The sequence below is a fragment of the Pseudoalteromonas sp. 2CM37A genome (assembly GCF_023161885.1).
GTDB lineage: Bacteria > Pseudomonadota > Gammaproteobacteria > Enterobacterales > Alteromonadaceae > Pseudoalteromonas > Pseudoalteromonas atlantica.
The window spans coordinates 42,716-57,963 of the sequence record NZ_JALNTJ010000004.1 but is presented as its reverse complement, the minus strand read 5'-3'; the positions used below and the strand labels follow the sequence as shown (position 1 = coordinate 57,963).

The 15,248-nt window shown below is 42.0% G+C and carries 18 protein-coding genes and 1 tRNA gene; 10 read left to right on the top strand and 9 right to left on the bottom strand.

Annotation, left to right across the window (positions count from 1 at the left end; translation table 11 throughout):
* Positions 1 to 4 precede the first annotated feature (4 nt).
* The gene (locus tag MTF68_RS10390) at positions 5 to 886 is read left to right on the top strand and encodes a peptidylprolyl isomerase (protein WP_248462433.1); all 882 of its coding nucleotides are present in this window, start codon (positions 5 to 7) and stop codon (positions 884 to 886) included.
* A gap of 65 nt (positions 887 to 951) precedes the next feature.
* Here the strand turns inward: MTF68_RS10390 and queF are convergent, their stop codons facing one another.
* Positions 952 to 1,797: an NADPH-dependent 7-cyano-7-deazaguanine reductase QueF gene (gene queF, locus MTF68_RS10385; protein WP_054982267.1), complete on the bottom strand. Its 846-nt coding sequence runs from the start codon at positions 1,795 to 1,797 to the stop codon at positions 952 to 954.
* Between the two features lie 59 nt (positions 1,798 to 1,856).
* Here queF and syd point away from each other — a divergent pair, with 59 nt between their 5' ends.
* Positions 1,857 to 2,396, top strand: a complete 540-nt coding sequence (gene syd, locus MTF68_RS10380) for a SecY-interacting protein (protein ID WP_248462431.1) — start codon at positions 1,857 to 1,859, stop codon at positions 2,394 to 2,396.
* A gap of 225 nt (positions 2,397 to 2,621) precedes the next feature.
* Here the strand turns inward: syd and MTF68_RS10375 are convergent, their stop codons facing one another.
* The 3 genes from MTF68_RS10375 to MTF68_RS10365 form a co-directional block, all read right to left on the bottom strand.
* The gene (locus MTF68_RS10375; protein WP_024033695.1) at positions 2,622 to 3,395 is read right to left on the bottom strand and encodes a Zn-ribbon-containing protein; all 774 of its coding nucleotides are present in this window, start codon (positions 3,393 to 3,395) and stop codon (positions 2,622 to 2,624) included.
* A 13-nt stretch (positions 3,396 to 3,408) separates the two neighbouring features.
* Entirely contained in the window at positions 3,409 to 3,672 is a 264-nt protein-coding gene (locus MTF68_RS10370; protein ID WP_004585969.1) for a hypothetical protein, read from the bottom strand.
* Positions 3,673 to 3,942: 270 nt separating this feature from the next.
* Positions 3,943 to 4,182, bottom strand: a complete 240-nt coding sequence (locus MTF68_RS10365) for a DUF2789 domain-containing protein (RefSeq protein WP_004585970.1) — start codon at positions 4,180 to 4,182, stop codon at positions 3,943 to 3,945.
* Between the two features lie 206 nt (positions 4,183 to 4,388).
* On the opposite strand from MTF68_RS10365, the gene MTF68_RS10360 reads away from it, so the two are divergent.
* On the top strand, positions 4,389 to 5,033 hold the full coding sequence (locus tag MTF68_RS10360; protein ID WP_096041967.1) for a GNAT family N-acetyltransferase: 645 nt from the start codon (positions 4,389 to 4,391) through the stop codon (positions 5,031 to 5,033).
* A gap of 740 nt (positions 5,034 to 5,773) precedes the next feature.
* Here MTF68_RS10360 and MTF68_RS10355 read toward each other — a convergent pair.
* Entirely contained in the window at positions 5,774 to 6,073 is a 300-nt protein-coding gene (locus MTF68_RS10355; RefSeq protein WP_004585972.1) for a DUF3301 domain-containing protein, read from the bottom strand.
* The gene (locus MTF68_RS10350) at positions 6,073 to 7,101 is read right to left on the bottom strand and encodes a DUF3549 family protein (protein ID WP_248462429.1); all 1,029 of its coding nucleotides are present in this window, start codon (positions 7,099 to 7,101) and stop codon (positions 6,073 to 6,075) included. The genes MTF68_RS10355 and MTF68_RS10350 overlap by 1 nt, the downstream gene beginning before the upstream one ends.
* A gap of 105 nt (positions 7,102 to 7,206) precedes the next feature.
* Here MTF68_RS10350 and MTF68_RS10345 point away from each other — a divergent pair, with 105 nt between their 5' ends.
* The 3 genes from MTF68_RS10345 to MTF68_RS10335 are packed head-to-tail and all read left to right on the top strand — an operon-like array spanning position 7,207 to position 8,733.
* The gene (locus tag MTF68_RS10345; RefSeq protein WP_248462427.1) at positions 7,207 to 7,527 is read left to right on the top strand and encodes a YqcC family protein; all 321 of its coding nucleotides are present in this window, start codon (positions 7,207 to 7,209) and stop codon (positions 7,525 to 7,527) included.
* On the top strand, positions 7,520 to 8,284 hold the full coding sequence (gene truC / locus MTF68_RS10340; protein WP_248462426.1) for a tRNA pseudouridine(65) synthase TruC: 765 nt from the start codon (positions 7,520 to 7,522) through the stop codon (positions 8,282 to 8,284). Before MTF68_RS10345 ends, truC begins: the two co-directional genes overlap by 8 nt.
* Complete coding sequence (locus tag MTF68_RS10335) at positions 8,284 to 8,733, top strand: flavodoxin (RefSeq protein WP_024033689.1); 450 nt, start codon at positions 8,284 to 8,286, stop codon at positions 8,731 to 8,733. Before truC ends, MTF68_RS10335 begins: the two co-directional genes overlap by 1 nt.
* Before the next feature lie 273 nt (positions 8,734 to 9,006).
* Here the strand turns inward: MTF68_RS10335 and MTF68_RS10330 are convergent, their stop codons facing one another.
* Positions 9,007 to 10,584 (bottom strand): LysM peptidoglycan-binding domain-containing protein, encoded by a 1,578-nt coding sequence (locus MTF68_RS10330; protein WP_248462424.1) that lies wholly within the window; start codon positions 10,582 to 10,584, stop codon positions 9,007 to 9,009.
* A 184-nt stretch (positions 10,585 to 10,768) separates the two neighbouring features.
* The gene (gene gloB / locus MTF68_RS10325) at positions 10,769 to 11,542 is read right to left on the bottom strand and encodes a hydroxyacylglutathione hydrolase (RefSeq protein ID WP_248450995.1); all 774 of its coding nucleotides are present in this window, start codon (positions 11,540 to 11,542) and stop codon (positions 10,769 to 10,771) included.
* Positions 11,543 to 11,595: 53 nt separating this feature from the next.
* On the opposite strand from gloB, the gene MTF68_RS10320 reads away from it, so the two are divergent.
* On the top strand, positions 11,596 to 12,372 hold the full coding sequence (locus tag MTF68_RS10320) for a class I SAM-dependent methyltransferase (RefSeq protein ID WP_248462422.1): 777 nt from the start codon (positions 11,596 to 11,598) through the stop codon (positions 12,370 to 12,372).
* Positions 12,373 to 12,450: 78 nt separating this feature from the next.
* Here the strand turns inward: MTF68_RS10320 and rnhA are convergent, their stop codons facing one another.
* Positions 12,451 to 12,915 carry a ribonuclease HI gene (gene rnhA / locus MTF68_RS10315; protein ID WP_004585980.1) on the bottom strand — a complete coding sequence of 155 codons (465 nt, stop codon included), beginning with the start codon at positions 12,913 to 12,915 and terminating at the stop codon, positions 12,451 to 12,453.
* Positions 12,916 to 12,983: 68 nt separating this feature from the next.
* Between rnhA and dnaQ the strand changes: the two genes are divergently transcribed.
* From dnaQ to MTF68_RS10300, 3 genes are all read left to right on the top strand, one after another.
* Positions 12,984 to 13,697: a DNA polymerase III subunit epsilon gene (gene dnaQ / locus MTF68_RS10310; RefSeq protein ID WP_004585981.1), complete on the top strand. Its 714-nt coding sequence runs from the start codon at positions 12,984 to 12,986 to the stop codon at positions 13,695 to 13,697.
* An 8-nt stretch (positions 13,698 to 13,705) separates the two neighbouring features.
* Entirely contained in the window at positions 13,706 to 15,076 is a 1,371-nt protein-coding gene (locus MTF68_RS10305; protein WP_248462420.1) for a TIGR03503 family protein, read from the top strand.
* 98 nt (positions 15,077 to 15,174) lie between these two features.
* Positions 15,175 to 15,248: transfer RNA gene (locus tag MTF68_RS10300), tRNA-Asp, on the top strand.

Sequence of the window (15,248 nt, the reverse complement as noted above, 5' to 3'; positions counted from 1 at the left end):
TTATATGAAAGGATTATATTTAGCAGCACTAATAACAGGATTAACTGGCTGCGCCCAATACACAGAGCAACACGCGGGCACTCAACAAACTCCAATCCGTAGCGCAAGCGAGGTAATAAAGCACGCTAAAGCGCACGAATGGCGAAATGTAGATAGGCAAAATGTTTTAAAAATTACGCTGCCTACAGGGGCGGCTTATATTGAGCTTAACCCGCAGCTTGCAGCTAAACATACTGCGCACATAAAACAACTTGCACGAGAAGGCTTTTATAAAAATACCCGTGTTTATCGTTTTGTTGAAGGGTTTGTAGCCCAAGGAGGCGACAGCTCAGGCAATAAAGCAATTAAAACGGCTAATAAAACTGTGCCTGCAGAGTTTTACCATAGCACCGCACAGCCGCTTAAAATTACAGAGCTACAAGGCGATGGGTACGCGCCTGTAACGGGGTTTTTAAACGGTTTTGCTGTCGCACAAAACGCCTCTAATACACAAACTTGGCAGGTACATTGCCACGGTGTGTTTGCCATGGCGCGTGGTAATGAGGTAAACAGTGCAAGCACTGAATTTTTTGTCACCATTGGCCAAGGTCCGCGCTACCTTGATAAAAATATTACCGTATTTGGAAGAGTGCTTGAAGGTATGGAGCACTTTAATCGTTTACAGCGTAAGCCTGTTCCTAATACGCCATTTAACCCAATTACAAACATTGAGGTATTGGCCGATATTAAGCGTGATAAAAGCACCTTTAATGTTATGAAAACAGACTCGCAATCATTTAGAGAATTGATTGAGGCGCGAAAAAATCGTACCGAACCTTGGTTTGTATACGCCCATAATTATATTGATGTGTGCGCAATGCCTATTCCGACTAAGCGCATTGATTAGCTTATAACGGGTATAAAAAAGGAGCTTAAGCTCCTTTTTTATGGTGATATTTAAGTCAATTGGTATTACTGGCGATTAATTTTTACCGCAAAAGGCGTATCGTTATAGTGCGTTGAACGATACGGATTTATATCCAGCCCACCGCGGCGTGTATAACGCGCATAAACTTCAAGCTCTTTAATGTTTAGCTGCGTGGTTAAATCACTATAAATACGCTCTACACATTGCTCATGAAACTCATTGTGGGTTCTAAATGAAATTAAATAACGCAAGAGTGCCTCATGGCATATTTGCTCACCAGTGTAACGAATAATTATACTGGCCCAATCTGGCTGCGAGGTAATTAAGCAGTTAGATTTAAGCAAATGACTGTGCAGGGTCTCAGTAACCAGGGTGTCACTTTTTGATTTAAGTGAGTAGGCGTCAATATCGTAGTTATCTATTTCAATATCTAAATCGTCAATACATTGCCCTGGTAATGGCGTGCAAGGTAAACAGTTATAGTCATCAGGTGCGTATAACGTTACCGCTACATCGCTATTTACCGCATTTGATAAGTCTTCAATTAAATGCTGTCTTACCACCTCAGTACTTTCAAAGCGGGTTTGATTAAAGCTATTTAAGTAAAGTTTAAACGACTTAGACTCAATAATATGGCTGCTTTGGCACGCAAAAGTAAACAGCGCCACGGCAACCTGCGGTTTACCTTTAGCGTTTAACCACGAAAGCTCATAACCTGTCCAAATATCTTGGCCTTTAAAGGGCAGCTCGGCTTCGTCAATATTTAAAGCATCACGATTTAACTTGCGGGCAATAGGAAAAAGCAAGCTAGGCGAATATACATCTACATATTCAGTAGATTGTCCTAACACACTACCTTTAAGGTCTGGAGAATTGCTGTAATCTGTCATGTTTGCTCTTAAATAGTTACAATAGGGACATTATATCTAATTTAAATGAGTTTCGCAGTATGTCTGTTGCAATGCAAATGGCCCAACTTCACACGCAATTTTGTGAAAAAACCGTTAAAAACACCGCTAAATATCCGCTTATGGCACACGATGAACAATGGCCTAGCCCTTGCGAGTTCGGCGAGGTAGACGCACAAGGCAATATTCAATGGAAAAGTGCTTTGCAAACCCCCGCAGGTTCATTATCAGACTTAGCTAGCGCGCTTGAGCTGAGCTTCCCAGCAGGGCTTGATGAGTTTTATGGGCACATGTATGGCGGTAGCATTTTAGCCAGCATTGATGGTCATCGTGTGGAGTTATTACAAGCTTGGAATAAAGATGATTTTGACCTGCTGCAACAAAATATTACCGGTCATGTATTAATGAAACGAAAATTAAAGCAGCCAGAAACCCTATTCATAGGTTTAACTGAGCAAGATGACTTACTGGTTACCGTGCAGGTAAAAACCGGTGAGGTATGTTTAGAGTACGTAGGTAAAAAGCCTCATCATGTACTTGCACCCAATATAGAATCTTTTTTAAAAGCGCTTGAGGTTTAGATTAATTAAACCAATGTGCAGTAATCGTTAATTATTGTGCAGGATAAGCCCTTTGCAAGATGCGTTAAAGGTTGCTTAGTTATTACAGCGAAAAGAGCGATATTGTAGCCTTACTCGCCGCCTTTACTTAATTTAATTGAGCATTAAAAAATCAGCTTAGTGCAATGCATTAAGCTGATTTTGTATAAGGTGTGTAACTTTATTTTGCAAAGTGCAGGCTTTTAGTTACTGAAAATCCCACGAAACATTAGATACCAACCCACAAGGCTCACACCTAAAATCAAATAACCCAAACCACGGCTCTGGTAATTTCCACTCACTATTGCAGCTAGGGCATTTACGCTCAAGTTCTGAGGCTTTATCTACACCGCCTACACGGTATAAATAATAATAAACCGGTTTTTGAGTTAAAAAGCGAATACGTTTAGCAATGTCTTTACCGCGGCGGTATAAGTCACTTTGTGTGCTTGATATTTCTTCAAGCGCTGGAAATTCGCAGCGAGTAGCGCCGTTAATTTGTATTTGATCGCAGGCTTGCCAATCTTCTTGCCATTTTATGAGTGTTTTATAATCCCCATTAGCAATGGCCGGAATAGTAAACAATGGCACGGGTAAAAAGTCATCACCACAATACAGTGGGCTACAGGTATGCACATAGGTTGTGTATAAAATATAGCTTGAAGGCGATTTACAGGTATCGGCACCGTTTGAGTGAATGTCTTGGCCGATAACTTTTATTTTAGGAGCAAGTAAACCTGCACTGTGCAGCTTCTCAATACTGTGTTTTACAAAAGGGCTATTATTTAATGGGTGCATGGCGTCTTCGGTTGGGCACATTACACGGGTAATAAAATAGCCATCTTTTAGTACAGTTGGGAATTCTTCACCCATAATTTGGCCGTTAAAACGCAGTGCATTAACTAATCGGTTAATGGCTTGCTCGGCTTGCTCTAGGGTGGTGTCTTGGTAGCAGTCAAACGTTAAATCAACAACGAACATTTATAGTCTCAAATTATTTTTGCTCTAACAGGGCTAGCAACCTATCGAGTTTTTTCTCAATGCGATCGAGTTGAGATGTTTTAGGCTCAACGATGCTCTGCTCAGGGTTTTTCATTAAATTATGAATTGAATCAGGGTTATTTTTATATTGGCTTACTGCGGCAATAATAACCGGCATAGGCACAGGTTGTGCTAAACGGCTTTTAGTTAGGGCAACAGTAGGGGTTTTGCCTTCATCAAGAAGGACTTTAATTGCATCAAATACAACTGCATTCATTAGATTTGTAACTCTTTAATATATAAGCGCAGCAAGTGTTTGCTGCGCGGGTGCTATAGTAGCAACAATACCAAGGCGCATAAAGCCTTGGTATAAGCAGAGGGGGGATTATACCAATTCGCAATAATACTTAATCATTTTGCGGGGCTACACGGGTCGCTACCTGTGTTAAAAACTTTTCATCTAGAACAAGCAAATAGTTAATTTTTGCTTAGCTATAAACACGTTTATCGAGCCTCAAAATAGGTCGCATAATTAAGCAAATTAGTATTACTTACCTTCTTGGCGAAGCCTCACATCAAGTTCATCAATTACTTCGCTCCACGCGCCATCTTCTGCTAGCGATTCTGCTAAAAAATGCTGTTGTGATTCATCCCAAAAAGGAGCTTGTTGTAAAAGCGTTGTGTCTTCTAGTGAGTGAGAAGCAATAAAATCGTCAATCTGTTGTTCTGAGCTAGGTAAACCCAATTGTGCAAACAACGTTTTCATATCGTGTTTTGTCGTATCCATATTATTACTCCATCTGATTAAACCAAGCTTAGAGCCAGACTATAGGCTTTGCTAGTTAAACTCTCGCTGAATTGACGGTATTTTTGCTTTAGGTATATAGTTAACTTGCAGTATAGATAAACATTTTCGCCATACAATTACCAATTACTTTATATACGGTAAATAGTTTGGCAACGTTGAGGGTAGTAAAGCAAAAAGGATACACAATGACAGTCACCTCTAATGAGCACACATTAAGCGTACAATACCTTGCCCCTGAAGATATAAGCACTGCAGGGAGTTTAATCTATCAGGCCTATCATGATGATCCGCTACTTCAAAATTTATTAGGTTATGATCAACATAATATAGCTGCCTACGAGAAAAAATTACGCTCAGTGATACGCGAAGAGCTCAGTGCTTTTTGGCAAGAAAAACTGCCATTAATAGGCTTGTACCGCGATGATAAATTAAAAGCGGTGGCGTGTGTATTTGAGTCAAGCAGCCAATTACAACCAGAGCGTTATTGGCATTGGCGCTTAAAGTTAATGCTGAGCGCAGGGTATTTGCAAACCAACCAACTAATAGAAAAAGAGCAAACAATACGCACTGCGCTTAATGAGATTGGCGATTACTACTATTTAGCGTTTATTGCGGTAGACCCGCACGTGCAAGGCCACGGGCTTGGGCGCTACCTGTTACGAGGCTTAGATGATTTAGCAACTAAAAACACAGGAGCTAAAGGGCTTGCCGTTTTTGTTACACGCCAAGAGCATAATACGTTTTTTAAATCAGAAGGATTTAGCACTTATAAAGCACTTGCCTTTAATAAAGTATCCGGAGAGCTTCTTTTTAAACCATATGCAAAGTAAGTCTGTAAGCGATAAGCGCCATTACGGACATATGCCCGTGAGATATATCTTACATTGACGTGCGCATTATCAGTTGCGGTCGTTCACAAATGCAGCTTCAAAAGGGTAAGTTTTTGTTTTATATAGTGTTTTATATTTTTTCATATATATTACGAAAAATTAATTTTGTTTACCTAGTAGGATGAAACCCAAACTCGCGTAGTATTTAACTTGTCAAGACGACATAGCTTAATGACTAAGCTACTGCCAAGGATACGGAATAGGCAACATAGCAGATGCTAGCAGGAAGCATAAAGGACAAGTTAAAAAGGACGCAAGGACGAACTAGGAAGTGCATGAAGCGCTTAGTAGTTGGAACTACTTAAGGATATTTACGGATGAGGCTACAGGAAGTAGCAGGAGCGTTAGTTTACGCAGGATGGCCAAGCGGCAAGTGGAAAATGCAGGATGCATTTAAAGTGGCAGGAGCTACTTAAAAGGATGACCAAGGATGATGCTACAGTAAGTAGCCAAGCGTTAGTTTACGTGGGTTAGCCAGGATGGTTATGGATTTTGCAGGATGCAATGTTGAGGGTAAATAGGGTTGTTTACTCGTTCAGGGGATGATAATACGGATTTTGGGTCAAGGATAACAAGCAGGATGCTGTAAGAGTGGGGCGTAACTTTTGTTACGCCTTAGTTTTATGTATTAACTTATTTTAGTGGTTTCACTTTAACCCCACCGGTTTTAACGATTAGAGTTAAATTTTGTGTGGCGGCACAACAACGCTTTTTAGCATTTCATTTTCCATAATTAAAATACCTTGATAGGCATTTTCGCCATCACTTGAAAACTCAAACATAAATTCGCTTTTGATCCCCGGTTTGCCATTTTTTAAAATGCCAAAGCGGCGTTTTGTGCACGCTACGCTCATTAACTGAACCTGTAATTGCTCAGCTTGGCGCGCGGCATGACTGTTAGCAGCTTCTGCTACTTTTCGGTTTAGCCAAAATAAGTAAATTACAGCGCCAATGGCGATAAACGTCCACAAAGTAGCCATTAAGAGAACAACCTTCCAATTGCGCGAGCGAGCGTTTCGCTGCGGTTTTCTTTACGTAATAAGCCTAATAAATGTGGGCGTATAGTGGGTATTGCAACTAAATCAGCAAAGATACTGGGAAATAGCTCGGCAATTTGCTGGTGGTGCGCACAATTATCCATAAAAATATGTAAGCGCTCAGGCTCTTCTAGTTGAGAAAAGCATCGCCCTGCAATCGTTAAAAGTACATCTGAATCAGTGCCAACAGATGAGCTTAATGCAGCATCTACTAGTTGTGTACACAGCCCTTGGGCTTGGCCTTTTGAAAGCGAGCGCAGTGCGGCAGTTAGTGCAATTGTATCGTTATTTTCAATGGCAGTGTGGCCATAGGCGACTAAAAGCTCACTGAGTGATGGCGGTATTTCTACATGTTCAAGCATGGCGCTCAAAGGCTGCAATACCTCTAGTGGTAAATGCGGCCAAGCTTTTTGCAAGTTTGCTAAGTTGTTGTCGCTATTTAAGCGCAGTGCAAAATCGGCAATCCCTTGTAGCGCAACGCTTTGCCAATCATCAAAACCTAAAGTGCCACTAAAGTACAGCTGCGTGTGCTCGTAATATTTAGAGGCTGGTTGCTTTAACAATACTTTAAGTTGGGCGTTAAAAGCCGCTAATTTATTTGCATTAGGGGTAAACACATAAGGGTTATTATCTAGCTTACCATCGGCTTGCTCGCCGGTAATTTCGCTGCCTAGGGCCTCAATTACCATATTAGCGAAATGATCGCGGCTCGCGCTCACTAATTTACTTTGCTCATCAAGTGGAAACTTTAAAAACCATACATATGGTTCTTTACTTGCTTTGCTATCCCAAAATTGAATAGCCAGCCATGCATGCCCCGCAAGCGGATAAGGATAAGGAACTTGTGCTTGCTCAATAGCTAAAAACTGTTTTTTATCAAGCTTAGTAATATGCCTGCCAATATCAAAAGCACGCCATTGTGTACCGGCGCCATCTAAAAGTTGGCCAAGTGTCGCTATGTGTTCGCTCATCGTTATCTCAATTGTTTTTACTGCAAAATTGCCTCAATTATACGCCATAGCAGGCATTGAGGGAACAGGGTATAATTGCCCTATAACGTAAAAAGAAGAGTGGTTATGTATCAGCAAACGCAGGCTTATTTAAACCAATTAAGCATACTTTTAAAAAAACATAAGTTGTGGCAAAGCACGCCAATAGAGGCGCATAAATTACAATCTCAAGTGCCTTTTTGTCACGATACTATGGCATTTGAGCAATGGTTACAGTTTGTATTTATTGAAAAAATGCAGCAATTAATAACGCTCAGCCATCCATTGCCGCAAAATTTTGCCATTGCGCCTATGGCAGAAATGGCGTTAGTGGGTAAAACCGGCAGCGGCGAAATTATAACGCTACTTAGTGAACTTGATGCTTTTTTAGGTAAACCCCATGACTGAAAAGGGTGAACCTGTAGAGTACGGCGAGCTTAATATTCTCTACCAAGACGAATACTTTGTTGCCATAGATAAGCCCGCAGGCTTATTGGTTCATCGCTCTTTTTTAGATAAACACGAAACTCAGTTTGCAATGCAGATGCTGCGCGACCAATTAAGGCAACATGTATTTCCGGTGCACAGGCTAGATAGACCAACATCAGGTGTGCTGCTATTTGCTTTAAGTTCAGAATCTGCCCGAGACATGAACAAGCTATTTATTGAAGGCACTATTACAAAGCGTTATTTAGCGCTTGTACGTGGTTTTGCGCCTGAATCGGTGTTTTTAGATAAACCGTTAAAAGAAGAGCTTGATAAAATAGCTGACAAATTTGCCACGCAAGATAAAGCGCCACAAGCGGCGCAAACGCAATTTAATTGTCTGCATCAAGCCACGCTACCAATTCCTATTGGTAAATACCCCACGGTGCGTTACTCGCTCGTAGAGTGTTTTCCAAAAACGGGGCGAAAGCATCAAATTAGGCGCCACCTTAATCATTTATCAATACCTATTATTGGTGATGTAAATCATGGTGATAATCAGCATAATCAATTTTTTAGGGAACATTTTGCACTGCGGCGGTTAATGCTATTTGCAACGCAGCTTAGTTTTGTGCACCCTTACACGCATAAACCCATCGTAATTAAAGCGCCACTAGGTGAAGACATGCTTAGTATATGTAAGCAACTAGGTTGGCCACAGCAAGAAAAGGATTATTAATGGCACATATTAGTATTTTTGTAGGCAGCGTTAACGGCGGCGCAGAGCGTTTAAGCTACGACGTTGCAAATACAATTGAAAAAGCGGGGCACACTGCGAGCGTTATTAGTGAGGCCTCACTTGATGATATAAAAAACGCCTCACATATATTAGTTGTTACCTCTACCACAGGACAAGGCGATGTACCTAGCAATTTAGCAGGGCTCTACTTTGCTATGAATAGCACATTTCCGATGCTAACCGATAAGCCATTTGGTGTTATAGCCATGGGCGATAGATGCTACGGCGATACGTTTTGCGGTGCAGGGCGCAGCTTTGATGAGCTACTACGTGACTTGCAAGCTAAGCCGGTAGGAAACCGTTTAGAAATAGATGCCTGCGAAGACTTTGAGCCATGGCCTGTAGCAGAGCCGTGGTTAAAAGCATGGCTTGAAAAATTACCTGCTTAGTAACACCAATGCGCAATAATGCTTAATCATTTTGCGGGGTTAAACGTGCCGCTAGCTGCGTTAAAAAATGCTCTTTTACGACTGCATGGATGCAGAAGGCAGAGCCATGCAGGAGCAATTGCCGAGAACAACTAAATAGCGAATTTATTGCCTAGCTATTAACACGTTTTTCCGGCCTCAAAATAGAGCATTTAATTAAGCGAATTGGTATTAACTGCTTATATGTACAAAAAAGGAGCGCATGCGCTCCTTTTTTAATTATTAAACCGTTGGTTAACTACTTCTTACATCAACCTTAAGCTTTAACTTTTGGCCTGGCTGTAAATACTTTTGGCCGGCTAAGTTATTCCACTTAATAATTTCGTTTACGGTTAAATTAAATTTAGACGCAATACGTGCAAGCGAGTCACCACGGCGTACTTTGTACGTAATGGTGCGATTAGTACTTGCAGTTGCTTGTGGTTTACTCGCTGATTTATAAACAGTGAGCTGTTGATTTAAGCGCAATACTGAGTTTTTCTTCAGTTTATTCCACGAGGCCAGCTCATCCATGGTGACATCGTATTCGCGACTAATGTCCCACAGGGTGTCGCCACTTTTAACCGTGTGCGACAGCTTAGTACGGGTGGCTTTATTAGCAGCTAAACGCATTTGCTTAGGTAAATGTTCGCTATTAATTGCCCCATCGGTTAAGGGTACTAATAACTGTTGGCCAATACGTATGGTGTTTGACTTTAATTTATTAAGCGAGCGAATAGCACTAGTGCTGGTGGTAAACTTTTTAGCAATAACCGATAGGCTATCTCCGCGCGCCACAGTGTATTGCTGCCAGCGTAAGCGGTCTTTAACATCGGTTTGCGCCAGCTTTTGGCTGAATTGTTCCGCTTTATCGGTGGGTAATAGTAAAAAGTGCGGACCGTTAGGGTCGGTCGCCCAGCGGTTAAAGCCTGGGTTTAACCTGTATAGCTCAGTAAGAGTCATATCGGCCATATCTGCGGCCAGTGCTAAGTCAATCTGCGTGCCTACATCAACCACTTCTACAACTTGCGCGTTGATAACCGGTTTCCACTTTACATTAAACTCATCCGCGCGTTTTAATAAATCGGCAAGGGCTAAAAGCTTTGGTACATACGCGGTGGTTTCGCTTGGTAAGTCGAGAGACCAAAAGTCTGTTGGTAAATGCTTTTTACGATTTTTCTTAATCGCACGCATTAAACGCCCTTCGCCTGAATTATAAGCGGCAATGGCGTTTAACCAATCGCCTTCAAGGGTTTTGTGTAAATACGATAAGTAATCAAGGGCAGCACGCGTAGATTGCACTATGTCGCGTCGGCCGTCGTACCACCAGTTTTGTTTTAAATCAAAACGCTCGCCAGTGGCTGGCATAAATTGCCAAATACCCGAAGCACTGCGATTAGAGTAGCCAAATGGGTCAAACGCGCTTTCTACAATAGGTAAAAGGGCAATTTCGATAGGCATTTCGCGCTTTTCTACTTCTTCAACAATAAAGTGTAAGTAAGGTTCTGCGCGTTTTGAAATACGGTCTAAATAAGCTTGATGACGCGCATAGTAATTTCGCTCGGTAACAACAGGGCGGTTTTGCGGTACATCAATAGACAGTTGGTAGCGAATGCGCTCCCACACATCGTCAAAAACGGGGGCGTCTTCGCTCTGCTCAACGTGTTGATATTGGGCGTTTACCATCAATGCATTGTTAATATCGTTAGGGCTTGCGCCTTCTAAGCGCTTATTTACTTGGGTAGCAGCTTGTGCGTCTGAATCTACGGTTGTTAATGTTTGACAACCACTTAGCGCAAGCGCCAAGGCAATTAATAGAGGAGATTTATTCATATATACCAATACATCAGGTAAAAAAACTCGGCGAATACTACCCGTTATGAGTCAACATTGCCACTTAACGACCAACTTTAACATGTTGATAAAACCATTCGCTATTTTTAAACCAATGGTTTTACCTAGGATATACCTAACCACGATGCTGCAAAATTAATTACAACAGGTCAACATATCTTAACTAAAAGTTGTCTTTGAATCGTCTCAGACTTGCAAAGTTTTCCCATGGTTCATTGTTTTTTGTAACCAACACAAATTCTTTTGGAATTAACTCTGTAATAGTAGGTAGGTCGCTGCGCATAAATGGATTAACTTTAAGCTCTTGGCCTATTGTACTTGGCAGTGTAATTTCGCCCTTAGCACGCTGTGCATCTACTTTGTCGCTGTATTGGAGTAGCTCAGGGTTACGCGGCTCAACGGCTTTTGCAAATGCTAAATTAGCTTGTGTATATTCATGCGTGCAATACACTTTACAGGTTTTAGATAGCTCACGCAGCTTATTAAACGACTCCCACATTTGCTCAGGCGTCCCTTCAAATAATCGCCCGCAGCCCCCACTAAAAAGCGTATCGCCGGTAAAAGCCAACTCTTCATGAATATAACAAATGTGATCAAGCGTATGGCCAGGGGTGGTAATAATGTTAAAACGCGTACCCAATACCGCAATGCTATCGCCATCAACCAGTGTATTAGTGATCCCCGCAAACGGACTGTTAATAGGACCGTACACTGCAATGTTAGAAAACTGTTTTACAAGCTCGGCTACGCCACCGGTATGATCGCTATGATGATGGGTAATTAAAATGCCACCAAGTTGTAAGTTATGCTCTGCTAAATGCGCCATAACGGGCTGTGCGTCGCCTGGGTCAACCACCCACGCTAGGTCGCTATTATGGGTAGTTAAACACCAAATATAATTGTCAGAAAATGCTTTAATTGCTTTAACTTGCACCATATTAATTTGCTCTATAAAGTGACGGGTAACACCTAGTATAACGAGCTATAAAAATGAAACCAGCCCTTAGTTTTCAAGAAGGACCCAAACCGCTGTCATGGCAGCAGTTCCCTCATGGGGATTATTTACGTGCTGACATTGAACAAAAAATGGATCAATGGCTGCCGCGTATGTTTGGTTACCATATGCTTAAATTAGGTAATTTAAGTGGCGAGCTTAATACCAGCGTAAGCACTATAAAACACCAAGTATGTGTTGCCGAAGAGGGGCCTTACACAGGTGTAATAGCCGATATAGACGAACTGCCTTTTTATGAGCACAGTGTTGATGCGTGTATTTTAAGCCACTGCTTAGAGTATCACTCAGACCCACATCACATATTACGCGAGGCGCATCGCACACTTATACCCGGTGGTTACATTGTTATTACCGGATTTAATCCGTTTAGTTTATGTGGATTGGCGCAAATGTTGCCCTTTAGCGGCCAAAAGCTGCCGTGGACGGGGCGTTTTTTTACGCCTGCGCGGGTAAAAGATTGGCTTAATTTATTGGGGTTTGAAATTATTAGCGATGAGCGCTTTATTTACTCATCTCTTGCACGAGGTAACAGGCTTTCGCGGTTTGCATTTTGGCGCAGTTTTGCCAAACAGTATTTAAAACCTATGGGGAGTGTGTATATGCTGGTGGCGCGAAAACGCGTGGCTCCGCTTACGCCTATAAAACCTAAGTGGCATGCAAGGCCGCAGTTTTCACCTGTAAAAGGGGCAGGGCTTAGACAAACCTCAAAGCAGCACTTTAAACAGTGTGAGCAAAAAAGTAATAATAGTTAAAAAATGTAAGTAGGCACTTTTTAACCCAGCCATGAGCCTTACACTCATGGCATTAAAAAGTGCGAAAGCTTTGACGGGTTAAGGCTGATACCCTACATCATCAAGTAGGTTGCTACTGCCTGCAGCGTCACGTGCTAAATCGTCAACTATTTCGTTATATTTATGCCCGCTATGTCCCTTTACCCATTTCCATGTAACCGTGTGCTCGCTACAGGCGCTATCAAGTCGCTTCCATAAATCAACATTTTTAACCGGTTTTTTTGCCGATGTTTGCCAGCCCCGTTTTTTCCAATTTGCAATCCACGACTCAATACCCTGCTTAACATATTGGCTATCTGTGGTGAGGTTAACGGTGCAAGGGCGGGTAAGTGATTCAAGGGCAACAATGGCAGCGAGCATTTCCATACGGTTGTTTGTGGTGAGCTTATACCCTTGGCTTAATTTTTTTTCGTGGCCGTTGTAAATCATAAAAATACCATAACCACCAGGGCCCGGATTACCTAAACATGAGCCATCGGTGTAAATCTCTACGGTTTTTTGCACTGTTTTACCTTGATATTATGTACAATAAAGTGATTATAGAAAGATACCAGAGTCAGGCTAAATTCGATATGGCACGTAGACAAATAGTTTTAGATACAGAAACCACCGGCATCGACCCCAAACAGGGGCACCGGATTATAGAAATTGGGTGTGTAGAATTAATAAACCGACGTTTAACCGGTAATAATTTTCATGTTTACATTAACCCACAACGCAGCATTGAAGAAGAAGCAATAGATGTTCACGGTATTACCAACGAGTTTTTACGTGATAAACCACTTTATCGCGATATAGCGCAAGAGTTTTTTGACTACATTAAAGGTGCAGAGCTTGTAATACATAACGCCCCGTTCGATGTGGGCCATATGGATAACGAGTTTGCGCTGCTTAACCAAGGCTACCCAAATACGCACGAGTACTGCCAAGTTCTCGACACCCTTAAAATGGCGCGTGACTTGCATCCTGGTCAAAAGAACAACCTAGATGCTTTGTGCCGCCGTTACGATATAGACAACGCAAAACGAACATTACACGGCGCATTACTGGATTCTGAAATTTTAGCCGATGTTTACCTTGCCATGACTGGCGGGCAAACCAAGCTAAACTTAAACCAAAATAAAGATGACGGCAGCGAGCAGCAGACTGGTGGCATAAGACGCTTAAGTAGTGACCGAGCACCTTTAGTTGTATTGCGCGCAAACGACGCTGAGCAAAGCGCACACGAAGCACGACTCGATCTTGTAGACAAAGAAGGCGGCCACTGTTTATGGCGCGCTGAATAAGGCCAACTATGAAAACGATGTATTTTATAACTGTACTGTGCGCCACCTCGCTGTTTAGCGCCAGTGCGTTTGCCGTTAAGCAAGTAGAGCTACTTAAACGCGACGGCGAACAAAATGAAATACCGCTGCTAGATAACCGTTTTCGTATAGACAGCCAATTAGACGAAATAACCTTACTATTTTTTAGAAAGCCAGGTTCGCCCGCGGTTATTTTAGTCAGGCCCGATGGCAGCAAGTACTTTGCCACTAACGCCGTTAAAGATCCCAACCTCGATTGGTTTGATGAGCTTAGTTACGACTTAATCACCATAAAAAAACCGATGGCTGGCCCATGGCAAGTTATTGGCCGCATTTTGCCCGACAGCCGCATTGTGGTGTTAGGGGAAGTGTCTTTAAAAGCACAGCCATTACCTCCTATGTTATTTAGAGGCGAGACAATAAAAATAACGGGCGAAATTTTAAATGATGATGAGCCTATCGATGCTAACTTATTCACAGATGTAGTTAGCCTAAACGTTGACTTTGTAAGTACCAACGATGAAAGCTATGCAAACTTTGGTGCAGGCACTCAAGAAGTTGCCGAATTTAAAGACGATGGCCGCGGCTTTGATGAACGCCCTAACGATGGAGTGTTTACTGGCGAATTTAAATTAGACTTTCCTGCAGGGCAGTGGACACCAGAACTCTATATAGCGACCCCCTTATTACAGCGACGCATTGTGCAAGACCCTATCATTGTGCATGAACCGCCATTTAAATCTGAGGTCGCACTGGCAGAGCTTGATACTGACGATCACCAGCTAACTATTAATATAGATAGCAACATAGTTAAACCCGAAACCGTTATTGTGCAGGGAAAAATTTATTACCCTAACAATGAAGAGCAAATGTTTACAATTGACGCGCAAGCGGGTGATACACGCCAACTAGCAATTAAAAACTATGATTGGGGAAGATACAGCGTTGAACTGTCTGTTTTTGGCACTAATATAAACGGTCGTGAGTTTATGGCCACAATACCAACATACAAATTTGAGATAGAAAGGCCAATAGAAGCAGTGCCCGAAATAGACCCTGCTACGCTTATTGATCAAAATCTGGCCTCGGAAGCTGAACCCGTTGAAGAAAAAATGGCCACTTCTACATTAGTGACTTTAATCGTGGGCTGTAATTTGCTCATTTTATTGTTAGGGTGGTTAGCAATTCGTATTTTTGTACAGAAAAAGCCAATCAAATTTAACTTTAAACTGCCTTTTTTAAACAAAAAGAAAGTAAACGATGAGAGCAACGCCGATGAAGAAAAAAATCAAGTCGGCAAAAATGGCTCAAAAAGTGACAAATCAGGTGAAATTTTAAACCTTTCGATGTCAGATGACTAAAAAACCTATAAAAAAACAAAAAAGCCCTTGACGAAGTAGGGGCTGATTCGTATTATTCACGCCGCTGCAAAGGGAGACCTAAGCAGAAACGAAAATGCGGAGTGGTAGTTCAGTTGGTTAGAATACCGGCCTGTCACGCCGGGGGTCGCGGGTTCGAGTCCCGTCCACTCCG